We start from the raw sequence: 12456 nt of genomic DNA, 5'->3' as shown, positions 1-12456 counted from the left end.
GGGGCGTCACCCGGTCGGCCCGGTGGCGGCGAGGATCTCGGCGTAGTGGACCGGGCGCGGCGCGTCGGGCCGGCGGGCCAGGCCACCGCCGATGTGGGCCAGGCAGGAGCTGTCGGCGGCGGCCAGGTAGTCGGCTCCGGTGCTCGTCGCGTGGGCGCACTTGTCGGCGAGCATGGCACCGGAGACCGCGGCGTTCTTGAGGGCGAAGGTGCCACCGAAGCCGCAGCACTGCTCCGGCTCGGGCAGTTCCCGCAGCTCCAGGTCGCGCACCGCGCCGAGCAGCCGCAGCGGCCGGTCACCCAGCCGCAGCATCCGCAGCCCGTGGCAGGTCGGGTGGTAGGTGACCCGGTACGGGAAGCGGGCCCCCACGTCGGTCACCGCGAGCACGTCCACCAGCAGCTCGGACAGCTCGTACACCGGCAGCCGGGTGTGCGCCCGCAGGTGGGCCACGCAGGAGCCGGACGGGGAGACCACGACGTCGTGGCCGGCGAACGCCGCCTCGGTGCCGCGCTCAAGGGCACGGGCCGGGGCCGGGTAGCCGGTGTTGGCGTGCAACTGGCCGCAGCAGCTCTGCCCGGCGGGGAAGGTCACGGTGTGGCCCAGCCGCTCCAGCACCGTCACGGTGGCGATGCCGACCCGCGGGAAGAACGCGTCGTTGAGGCAGGTGACGAACAACGCGATACGCACCGGGCCTCCTCGTCGGCCGCCGGGCCGTGATTGACGAATCGTATATGATCTATCGAGTTCGGTGCGAGGAACGACGTTCCGCGGTCCGGCCGTCCGGGCGGTTCGCCGGCCCACCGACCGGCGCGGCGGACCGGCACCGGTGGGCGCTCGACGCGGGTGCGACGCCCCCCGACCCCCGCCGCCCGCGGGTACGAGGTGTCGAGATGACGGATTTCCACGGTCTGGTGGCTGCGGTCACCGGTGGTGGCTCGGGCATCGGCGCGGCGGTCGCCGACCTGCTGGCCGGGCGTGGGGCGCGGGTCGCCGTGCTCGACCGCGACCCGGGTGCCGGGGGGCCGCACCTGCGGCTGACCGCCGACGTCACCGGCCCGCTGGAGGAGACCATGGACCGGGTCGCCGCCACCCTGGGCGGCCTCGACGTGCTGGTGAACTGCGCGGCGGTCAGCGCGGTCGGGACGGTGCAGTCCGCCGACGACGCCGAGTGGCACCGCTGCCTGGACGTCAACGTCGTCGGGGTGGCGCGGGCCTGCCGGGCCGCCCTGCCCCACCTGCGCCGGTCGACCAGCGCGGCCATCGTCAGCATCACCTCGATCGCGGCGACGGCGGGGCTGGTCGACCGGGCGGTCTACTCCGCCACCAAGGGCGCGGTGCACGCGCTCAGCCTGGCCATGGCAGCGGATCTGGTGGCCGACGGCATCCGGGTGTGCACGGTGGCGCCAGGCACGGTGGACACCCCGTGGGTCACCCGGCTGCTCTCCGGCGCCGCGGATCCGGCCGCCGAGAAGCGCCGGCTCGCCGCCCGCCAGCCGACCGGTCGGCTGGTCACCGCCGACGAGGTCGCCCAGGCGGTGGCGTTCCTGGCCTCCCCGTCGTCCGGGGCCACCACCGGCACCGCGCTGGCCGTCGACGGCGGCATGTCCGGCCTTCGGCTGGTCCGCTGAACCGCCCCGACCGCAGTGCCGTCCGGACGGCGGCCCGAGCGACCCGTCGGCCCGCCCGCGACGGCGGCTCTCCCGCCGTCGGTCAGGCCGCCGCCATGGAGACCCGCTGCCGGCCCAGACCGTCCACCTCGACCTCCACCACGTCACCGGGCCGCAGGTAGGGGAACCGCCCGGAGAGCGCGACCCCCTGCGGCGTACCGGTGTTGATCACGTCGCCGGGGTCGAGAACCATGTACTGCGACAGGTGCCAGATCAGGTACGCCACGTCGAAGACCATGTCCCCGGTGCGGGAGTCCTGCCGGGGCTCGCCGTTGACCCAGGAGCGCAGCCCGAGGTCCTGCACGTCGGCGATCTCGTCCGGGGTGACCAGCCACGGGCCGAGCGGCTGGAAGGTCTCGCAGGACTTCCCCTTGGACCACTGACCGCCGGAGTCGCGGAGCTGGAAGTCCCGCTCGGACACGTCGTTGGCGGTCAGGTAGCCGGCGACGTGGGCCGCGCTCTGTGCCGGCGACTCCAGGTAGCGGGCCCGGCGGCCGATGACCACGGCCAGCTCGACCTCCCAGTCGGTGGCGGTCGCGCCGCGCGGCACCAGCACCTCGTCGTACGGGCCGACGACGGTGTTGGGGGCCTTGTAGAAGACGATCGGGGTCTCGGGTGGGGCGACCCCGGACTCGGCGGCGTGCGCGGCGTAGTTCTGCCCCACGCAGAGCACCACGCCGGGCCGGGCCACCGGCGGGCCGATCCGCAGGCCGGTGACGTCCAGCTCCGGCAGGTCCCGGGCGGCCCTGACCCGGTCCGGCCCGCCGGAGGCGAAGAAGTCGCCGTCGATGTCCGGGGTGACCGCGGACAGGTCGTAGTGTCTGCCCTCCGCGTGCAGCACCGGCCGCTCCGCGCCGGCCGGACCCAACCGCATCAGCTTCATCCCTCGGCCTCTCCACGATCCGGCACCCCGTCGACGCCGGGGAGGATCGTAGAGCACCCGGGGCGGGTCCGGCCCGTGCTGGTGGGCGCCCCGTCACCGGGACCGGCACCGTCATCCCCCGCCGGGTGCGGCGGTCCGGCGCCGCCCCGGCGCGGCGGAATCCCGACACCTTCACCCGCGACCCGGGCAGCGGCGCGCAGGCATCCGGGCGGCGGCGGCTCCTCGACCTGCCCGGGGTCGGCGTCCCGGGGTCGGGGAGCCGCCGGCAGCCCGGTCAGCTCGACGTGGTGGCGGGTCTCCCGGTGCCGGCCTCCGGTCCGACGGCGACCGGCGCGGCCTGCCGGTCGGCCAGGTGCTGGCGCACCGACCAGGTCACCGCCGCCGCCCAGAGCACCGCGAGGATCAGGTAGCAGGCATAGCGGACGGCGTCCGGAGCGGCGATCCAGTCGCTGCGCAGCAGGGTCCGGACGTTGGTCAGGACGATGACCCCGCCGACGGCGGAACCGAGCACCCGGGGCGGGAGCAGCCGCACCAGCCAGGCGGCGATCGGTGCGGCGATCATGCCGCCGAGCAGCAACGCGCCCACCCACCCGAAGTTGATGTTCGCCGAGCCGATGCCGACCAGGAAGCCCAGGCTGGCCGCGACCGCCACCAGGAACTCACTGGTGTCGATAGAGCCGATCACCCGGCGGGGCTCCAACCGGCCGCTGGCCAGGATCGCGGGGGTGCCGACCGGCCCCCAACCGCCACCGCCGGTGGCGTCGACGAAACCCGCGACCAGTCCCAGCGGGCCGAGGAAGCGCTTGCGCAGGGGCAGCCCGACGCGCTCGCGGGGCAGCCCGGCGACGGTGAACCGGATCAGCACGTACAGCCCGAGGGTGAGCAGGATCAGCGACATGATCGGGGCTGCGGTCTCGGTGGAGAGGCGGGACAGGAAGGTCGCCCCGGCGAACGCGCCGACGGCACCCGGCACACCGACCCGGCGGACCACCGTCCAGTCGACGTTGCCGAACCGCCAGTGCGCGGCCCCCGACACCAGGGTGGTGCCGATCTCGGCCAGGTGAACCGTTGCCGAAGCGCTCGCGGCCCCGGTATTGAGGGCCAACAAAAGTGTTGTGGATGTCACACCGTACGCCATACCGAGACTGCCGTCGACCAGTTGTGCACCGAGGCCGACGAGGGCGAGAAGAAGCAGGCTACGCACAATAACCGCCGATCCGGAAGGGAAATGGGTAAGGTGGCCCCCCGCCGGGTCGCGCCACCCTGGCGGTGACGGGCATCCTGGCTGGTCGGGGGCGGTGCAGGAGTGGGCACTGCCGGAGAAATCAGCACGCAGATCGCTCGGGCCGACTCGTTCGACAGCGCGACAGACAGTGCATGAAACGTTCGTTAAGTGCGGGCGTCGACCGTCGGCGACAGCCGGGGGCCGACCGGCCCAGCACGTGGCTCAGCGAAGCACTCCGGGGTGGTTCGCCCCGTCGGCGACCGCCGTCAGGGTCAGTGACGGCGGGTGAGGCGACGACGGAGCGGGCAGCTACCCCCCGACCTACCAGGCAACTTGATGATCGAAGTCAATCCACCTCGCCTCACGAATGCCACATCTAATCGATAGGGAATGCCGACATGAATGCCGATAGGGATCTTTGATGTTCACCGCAATCTATGGCAAGACCTGTTCCACATGGTGGGACAGGACACAAGTTGATCTCTGTCACCAGGGGTTCTCCGGTGAACAGAAAACAGTTTGGAAATAAAGCTGCAAATGGCCGGACAACCCACGGTGGCACGATTCGGTGACACCGTGGACGCATCGACGATCATTTCGCCTGGTAGCCCCGGCGACATATCCGCTAGCCTTGGTAGGAAATCTTCAGCCTCATCGCGAAGATCGTTGGATTTAACCGGGACGTAACTGGGCGACGCTAGATTGTGACTCAGTGCGACATTGATTGCCGCAAATCACGACCGCATCGCCGGTGCCTCACCGGCAGATCCCCCCCGTCACCACGCGATCCTTCGCGACCGAAGTGGGAGCCCGATGAGTAGCGCACCGTACACGCGTGACCTGATCCTTGTCGTCAATCCCGTCGGCATCCTGGAACCCGGCCCACGGATCGCCGCGGCCGCCGCCACGGGCGGCGGGGTCGGCGTCATCGACCTGGCCACCGGCGACGACTGGGCGTTGCGGGCGCTCACCCGAGCCGCACAGTGGTCCCCCACCCCGGTCGGCGTCCGGGTGCCGACGGGCTGCCGGGCCACCCTCGCCGAGGTGCAGCGCGCCGCGGCCGGTCACCTGGAGCTGGTCGTGGTCGAACCGACCAGCCCCTGGCCACTGGCCGAGATCACCGCACACCACCGGGTGCTGGTCGAGGTGACCAGCCGGGCCGAGGCACGGGCCGCGGCGGCAGCCGGGGCACACGGGCTGATCGCCCGCGGCATGGAGGCCGGCGGCCGGGTCGGTGAGCTCAGCTCGTTCGTCCTGCTCCAGCAGCTCGTCGCCGACGACACCCTCGACCTGCCGGTCTGGGTGGCCGGCGGAATCGGCCCGCGCACCGCCGGCGCCTGCCTGGTCGGCGGCGCGGCCGGCGTCGTCCTGGACACCCAGCTCGCCCTGATGCCCGAGTCGGAGCTGCCGGCGGACGTCCAGGCCGTGATCCGGCGGATGGACGGCTCGGAGACCGTCCTGCGCGACGGGACGCGGGGCATCCGCCGCGGCGGCCCGCACCAGGCCGATGTCGAACTGCTGCCCGTCGGTCAGGACGGCTGGCTGGCGGCCGCCTTCGCCGACCGCTGGCCGGACACCGCCACCGCGGTCCGGGGCATGCGCGCGGCGATGCTCGACGTCGTCGACGACCCGGAAGCCGCCGAACTGCTCCAGCCCGGCGCCCCCCTCGCGGCGGCCCTCGGGGTACGGGTGCCGGTGGCCCAGGGTCCGATGACCCGGGTCAGCGACGAGGCGTCCTTCGCCGCCGCCGTCGCCGACGGCGGCGCGCTGCCGTTCATCGCGCTCGCGCTCAACTCGGCCGACCAGTGCCGCCGGATCATGACCGAGACCGCCGCCCGGCTCGGTGACCGCCCCTGGGGGGTCGGGGTGCTCGGCTTCGCCCCGGAGGAGCTGCGCGCCGCGCAACTGGACGTCATCCGGGAGATCCGCCCCGCCTGCGCGATCATCGCCGGCGGCCGGCCACCGCAGGCCCGCGCCCTGGAGGAGCAGGGGATCAGCACCTTCCTGCACGTGCCCTCCCCCGGCCTGCTGCGGCAGTTCCTCCGCTCCGGCGCCCGCAAGTTCATCTTCGAGGGCGCCGAGTGCGGTGGCCACGTCGGACCCCGGGCGAGCTTCCCGCTGTGGGAGGCCCAACTGGCGGTGCTCGACGAGTACCTCGACACCGATCCCGCCGCCGGGGCGCAGCTCCAGATCTTCTTCGCCGGTGGGGTGCACGACGCCCGCTCGGCGGCGATGGTCGCCACGATGGCCGCGCCGCTGGCCCGCCGGGGTGCCCGGATCGGCGTGCTGATGGGCACCGCCTACCTGTTCACCGCCGAGGCGGTGGCCCACGGCGCGGTCCAGCCGCTGTTCCAACGCGAGGCGCTCACCGCTGAGCACACCGCGCTGCTGGAGACCGCCCCCGGGCACGCCACCCGCTGCCTGCACACCCCCTTCGTCGACGACTTCCACCGGCTGCGCACCCAGCTGGAGAGCGCCGGGGCGGAGAACCGCGAGGTGTGGGAGCAGCTGGAACTGCTCAACGTCGGCCGGCTCCGGATCGCCAGCAAGGGGCTGCGCCGCTCCGGCGACGTGGTGGAGTCCGTCGACGAGAGCGTCCAGGCCAGCGAGGGGCTGTTCATGGCCGGCCAGGTCGCCGTGCTGCGGAACACCGCCACCACCGTCGCCGAGCTGCACGACACGGTCACCACCGAGGTACGGGGCTTCCACGCCGGCCGGCTCTACGCGCTGCGGGAGCGGCTCGCGCCGTCGGCCGACGAGATCGAGCAGCCGGTCGCACCCCTGGACGTCGCCATCGTCGGGATGGCCTGCATGCTGCCCGGCTCTCCTGACCTGGACAGCTTCTGGCGTACCGTGCTCAGCGGCACGGACACCGTCACCGAGGTCCCCGCCGACCGGTGGGACACCGACCACTACTACGCCCCCGAGGTCGGGCCGGGCCAGACCGGCCGGATCAGCGTCTCCAAGTGGGGCGGGTTCATCGAGCCGGTGCCCTTCGACGCCATCGGCTACGGCATCCCGCCGGCCGCGCTGAGCAGCATCGACCCCACCCAGCTGCTCGCCCTGGAGGTCTCCCACCGGGCGCTCGTCGACGCCGGCTACGCCTACGACGCACCGGGCGCCGACCACTCCCGCACCGGGGTGGTGTTCGGCGCGGAGGCGGGCAGCGACATGGGGCACGCCCAGACCCTGCGCACCATGCTGCCGGCCTACCTCGGCGAGGTGCCCGACCAGATGCAGGAGCTGCTGCCGACGGTCACCGAGGACAGCTTCCCCGGCGTGCTGGCCAACGTGATCGCCGGCCGGGTCGCCAACCGGCTCGACCTGGGTGGACCCAACTACACCATCGACGCGGCCTGCGCCTCGTCGCTGGCCGCGATGGACGCCGCCTGCAAGGAGCTGGTCAGCGGCGACAGCGACCTGATGATCTGCGGTGGGGCCGACCTGCACAACGGGGTCAACGACTACCTGATGTTCACCTCGGCGCACGCGCTCTCCCCCACCGGCCGGTCCCGCCCCTTCGACAGCACCGGTGACGGGATCGCCCTCGGCGAGGGCGTCGCGTGCGTCGTACTCAAGCGGTTGGCCGATGCCGAGCGCGACGGCGACCGGATCTACGGCGTGATCAAGGGGCTCGGCGGGGCCAGCGACGGCCGGGCCCTCGGCCTGACCGCGCCGCGCCCCGACGGGCAGCGGCGCGCCCTGGACCGGGCCTACCACCGCAGCGGCATCTCGCCGCGCGAGGTGGGCCTGGTGGAGGCGCACGGCACCGGCACCGTGGTCGGCGACCGCACCGAGCTGGAGACGCTGACCCGGATGTTCGTCGAGTCCGGTGCCGAGCCGGGCGGCTGCGCGCTGGGCTCGGTGAAGTCCCAGATCGGGCACACCAAGTGCGCCGCCGGGCTGGCCGGGCTGATCAAGGCGACGCTCGCCCTCTACCACGGCGTCCGGCCCCCCACCATCCACCTGGAGCGGCCCAACCCGGCCTGGCACCCGCAGCAGAGCCCGTTCGCGTTCTTCACCGAGGCCCGCCCCTGGCCGGCACCGGCCGCTGAGCGGATCGCCGGGGTCAGCGCCTTCGGCTTCGGTGGCACCAACTTCCACGTCGTGCTCAGCGCCTACCCGAACGCGCCGGAACCCCGGCACGCGCAACGGATCTGGCCGGCGGAGCTGTTCTGCTTCCGGGGCACCGACCTGGCCTCCGCCCACCAGCCGATCCGGCAGCTGCTGGAGAGCCTGGCCGGCGACCCGGGTCGGGACCGGCCGGGGCGGCTCGCCGCGCTCGCCGCGTCGGTCGCCGCCAAGGCCGCCAACCGGCCCGGCCCGACCCGGGTCGCGGTGGTCGCCCGGGACCTGGCCGAACTGGAGACCCTGCTACGCCGGGCCCTGGCCGGCGAACACGATCCGGCCCGTGGGTTGGTCCAGCCGACCGACGGGGAGCCGGTCGGCCCCGGTCAGGTGGCCTTCCTCTTCCCCGGGCAGGGCAGCCAGCGCACCGGCGCCCTCGGCGAGCTCTTCGTCGCCTTCCCCGAGCTGCGGCACTACCTCGAACTCGACCGGCCGGCGGCGGAGCTGCTCTTCCCGCCGACCGCCTTCGACCAGGACTCCCGACGCGCCCAGGAGGACCGGGTACGCGACACCCGGATCGCCCAGCCCGTGCTCGGCATCGGCGGCCTCGCCATGGACCACCTGCTGCGCCGGCTCGGGGTCCGACCCGACATGACCGCCGGCCACAGCTATGGCGAACTCGTCGGGCTCTGCGTGGCCGGGGCGTTCGACGCGGCCACCCTGCTCGACCTGAGCCGGGAACGGGCGGCGGCCATCCTCGGCGCCTGCGGCGAGGACCCGGGCACCATGGCGGCCGTCAACGCCACCGCCGACCAGGTCGCCCAGGTGCTCGCCGCCGCCGGCCTGACCAGCGAGGTGGTGCTGGCCAACCGCAACGCGCCGCAGCAGGTGGTGGTCTCCGGCCCGACCGGCAAGGTACGGGCGGCGGTGGTCGCGCTCAAGGAGGCCGGCCTGTCCGCCCGGGCCATCCCGGTGGCCTGCGCCTTCCACAGCCCGGTGGTGGCCGGCGCGGTCGAGACCTTCGCCGAGGTGCTCGCCGCCCGGTCGATCGCCGAACCGCGCATCCCGGTCTGGTCGAACCTGACCGCCGCACCGTACTCCGGTGACGCCGACCAGGTCCGCCACCACCTCGCCGAGCAGATCGGCGCACCGGTGCGCTTCGTCGAGCAGGTCGAGGCGATGTACGCCGCCGGTGCCCGCCTCTTCGTCGAGGTCGGCCCCGGTCAGGTGTTGAGCCGGCTGGTGCAGGCGGTCCTCGGTGACCGGCCGCACCAGACGGTCGCCTGTGAACGCGGCCCCGCCGACGGGCTGCGCGGCTTCCTGATCTCGGTCGCCGAACTCGCCTGCGCCGGCGTCCCGGTCCGCCCCGACTGGCTGTTCCACGGCCGGACGACTGACGACGCCGACACCACCGCACCGACCCGTCGTCCGCTCTGGACGGTCGACGGCCAACTCGTCCGGGACCAGCACGGCAACTGTCTTCCCGGTGGCATGACCCCACCCCGACGGATCAAGGAGTTGTCGATGACCCCCGCCAACGGCACCGCCACCACCCCCGGCACCGCCACCGGCACCGTCAGCGTTCCCGAGCCGGTGACCGTCCGGGAGGTCCGGACCGTCACCGTCAGCGAGCCGGCGGCCGTCCGGGACATCCGGAGCGAGCTGCTCAGCGAGTACCTGCGCACCACCCGGGAGATGATCGCCACCCAGCGGGACGTGATGCTCGCCTTCCTCGGCGACCCGGGCGGTCCCGGGAACCCGCCGCCCGCGCAGCCGACCGAGACCCACCGGGTCGAGGGCTACGCGGCACTGCCCACCGGTCCGGCGCCGACCCCCACCCCGGTCGCCCGGCCCGCCGTCGCCCCGCCCGCGCGGCCTGCCGTCGCCCCGCCGCCGGCCCCGACGTCGATGCCCACCATGCCGGCGACGAACGGCGGCACGGCGGTGGCCACCGCACCGGCGCCGCCGGTCACCCGGCCGACGCCGGTCGCCCCGGAGGCCCGGCCCGTCTCCTCCGCGGTCGCCACCGTCGTCGCGGCTCCCGCCCCGGCCGCTGTCGCCACCGCGGTGGTCGCCCCCACCCCGGCCGGGCCGGGCATCGCCGACTTCCAGCAGGCGATCCTCGCCGTCCTCAGCGAGCGCACCGGCTACCCCGTCGACCTCATCGAACTCGACCTCGACCTCGAAGCCGACCTCTCCATCGACTCCATCAAGCGCGCCGAGGTCGCCGGCGAAGTTGCCCAACGCCTCTCCCTCAGCGTCGAAGGCGACGAGAGCGAACTCGAAGACCTCGTCAAGGCCCGCACCGTCCGCGCCATGGTCACCTGGCTCGACCAGAAGATGAGCGGCACGGTCACCGCGACCGCCACCCTGACCGCCGCGCTCCCCTCCGGCGACCAGGTCGACGTGACCGCCGCCGACTTCCAGCAGGCGATCCTCGCCGTGCTCAGCGAGCGCACCGGCTACCCCGTCGACCTCATCGAGCCCGACCTCGACCTCGAAGCCGACCTCTCCATCGACTCCATCAAGCGCGCCGAGGTCGCCGGCGAAGTTGCCCAACGCCTCTCCCTCAGCGTCGAAGGCGACGAGAGCGAACTCGAAGACCTCGTCAAGGCCCGCACCGTCCGCGCCATGGTCACCTGGCTCGACCAGAAGATGAGCGGCACCGTCCACGTCTCGGCCGCCACGGCCGCCCCGGCGCTCCCGGCCGCCCCCGCCGCAGCGCCCGCCGCCCCCGTCGCAGCGCCGGCCGCAGCCGTCGCCGCGGTGGCGACCGCGCCCGCCGGCACCAGCCTGGCGGAGTTCCAGCAGTCGATCCTCACCGTCCTCAGCGAGCGCACCGGCTACCCCGTCGACCTCATCGAACTCGACCTCGACCTCGAAGCCGACCTCTCCATCGACTCCATCAAGCGCGCCGAGGTCGCCGGCGAGGTCGCCCAACGCCTCTCCCTCAGCGTCGAAGGCGACGAGAGCGAACTCGAAGACCTCGTCAAGGCCCGCACCGTCCGCGCCATGGTCACCTGGCTCGACCAGAAGATGAGCGGCACGGTCACCGCCACCCTCACCACGACGGCGGCCGTCGCCGCGCCGGCCGCCGTCCCCACCACCCCCGCCCCGGCCCCCGCTCCGGCCCCCGCCGGGGTCGGGGTGGGGATCGCGCCGAAGCGGCTGGTCGCCCAGGAGAGCGTCGACGCCGGGCAGAGCACCCCGCCGACCGCGCTCGCCGGCATGCGTTTCCTGATCACCGGAGGCGGCCCGGTCGGGGCGTACCTGGCCGAGCTGCTCGGCGCGCACGGCGCCGGCGGCCAGCTCGGCGTGCTCGACAGCGAGCAGGCCGACCAGGGCTTCGACGGGGTGCTGGTGCTCGACGGGCTGACCAACCTCGACGAGCCGCTGCTGCCCGACGTGTTCCCGCTGTTGCAGCGGGCGCTGGCCACCGGGCCGCGCTGGCTGTTCGCCGCCGGGGCGCGGGACGTCACCGGGGCGGCCGACGGCATGCCCGGCCTGTTCCGCACCATCGCCCGCGAGTACCCGGAGCTGACCGCGCGCTTCGTGGCGGTGGACCCGACGGCGACGCCCGAGGTGCTCGCCCGGCAGCTCCTCGACGAACTGCTCACCGCCTCCGACGCCCCGGTGGTCACCCGGCGCGGCACCGACCGGTACGTCGCCGACCTGATCCCGGTCGAGCTGGGCGCCCTGGCCGCCGGAGGTGCCGGCCCGGCCGGCGACGGGGTGTCCGAGGCGGCCGCGATCGGCCTGGAACGCGACTCCGTGGTGGTGCTCGTCGGCGGGGCGCGGGGCATCACCCCGTGGTTCGCCCGGGCGCTCGCCTCGGCCACCGGATGCCGCATCGAGCTGGTCGGCCGTACCCCGTTGCCGACCGCCCCGGAGGACCCGGAGCTGGCGGCCGCCGGTGACCGCGCCGCGCTGGTCGGTGTGCTGGCCCGCCGTGGCGCGTCCTCGCCGGCCGAGATCTCCCGAACCGCGCAGCGCATCCTGGCGGCCCGGGAGGTGACCGCGACCATCACCGAGCTGACCGAGCTGGGCGGCGAGGTCCGCTACCACACCCTGGACGTCCGGGACGCGGAGGCGACCCGGCGGTTGCTGGCCGACATCCACGCCGAGTACGGCCGCCTCGACGGGGTGGTCTACGCGGCCGGCATCATCGAGGACAAGCTGATCGCCGAGAAGGACCCGGCGTCGTTCACCCGGGTCTTCGACACCAAGGTCGACGGTGCGCGGGGACTGCTGGCCGGTCTCGACGCGCTGCCCACCACGCCGCGCTTCCTGGTCTTCTTCGGCAGCATCGCCGCCGCCTACGGCAACCGGGGCCAGGCCGACTACGCGGCGGCCAACGACGCCCTGGACTCTATCGGCACCCGCTACGCGGCCCGGACCGGAGTGCGCTGCGTGACCGTCCACTGGGGGCCGTGGGCTCCGGGTGTCGGCCACGGCGGCATGGTCACCGCCGAGCTGAGCCGGGAGTACGCCCGCCGCGGCATCGGCCTGATCGACCCGGAGGAGGGCGCGCTGGCCCTGCTGCGCGAGCTCGCCTGGGCCGACGCCTCGGTCACCTCGGTCGTCTACACCGCCTCGGGCTGGTGAGCGCGTCG

The 12456-nt window shown here is 73.9% G+C and carries 5 protein-coding genes; 2 read left to right on the top strand and 3 right to left on the bottom strand.

Annotation, left to right across the window (positions count from 1 at the left end):
• Positions 1-6 precede the first annotated feature (6 nt).
• A complete protein-coding gene (locus tag O7625_RS19695) occupies positions 7-687 on the bottom strand; it encodes a (Fe-S)-binding protein (RefSeq protein WP_282340436.1) in 681 nt (226 codons plus the stop codon).
• Positions 688-890: 203 nt separating this feature from the next.
• Here O7625_RS19695 and O7625_RS19690 point away from each other — a divergent pair, with 203 nt between their 5' ends.
• Positions 891-1628, top strand: a complete 738-nt coding sequence (locus tag O7625_RS19690; RefSeq protein ID WP_282340435.1) for an SDR family oxidoreductase — start codon at positions 891-893, stop codon at positions 1626-1628.
• An 82-nt stretch (positions 1629-1710) separates the two neighbouring features.
• Here O7625_RS19690 and O7625_RS19685 read toward each other — a convergent pair whose 3' ends face one another.
• Both O7625_RS19685 and O7625_RS19680 read right to left on the bottom strand, forming a co-directional pair.
• Positions 1711-2550 (bottom strand): fumarylacetoacetate hydrolase family protein, encoded by an 840-nt coding sequence (locus O7625_RS19685; protein WP_282340434.1) that lies wholly within the window; start codon positions 2548-2550, stop codon positions 1711-1713.
• 274 nt (positions 2551-2824) lie between these two features.
• Positions 2825-3754 (bottom strand): sulfite exporter TauE/SafE family protein, encoded by a 930-nt coding sequence (locus tag O7625_RS19680; RefSeq protein ID WP_282340433.1) that lies wholly within the window; start codon positions 3752-3754, stop codon positions 2825-2827.
• A gap of 834 nt (positions 3755-4588) precedes the next feature.
• On the opposite strand from O7625_RS19680, the gene O7625_RS19675 reads away from it, so the two are divergent.
• Entirely contained in the window at positions 4589-12448 is a 7860-nt protein-coding gene (locus O7625_RS19675; protein WP_282340431.1) for a type I polyketide synthase, read from the top strand.
• Positions 12449-12456 lie beyond the last annotated feature (8 nt).

Source organism: Micromonospora sp. WMMD714, assembly GCF_029581315.1.
In the GTDB taxonomy this organism is placed as follows: domain Bacteria; phylum Actinomycetota; class Actinomycetes; order Mycobacteriales; family Micromonosporaceae; genus Micromonospora; species Micromonospora rifamycinica.
Note: the sequence above shows the minus strand (reverse complement) of the source record. Positions and strands in the feature narration are given on the sequence as shown.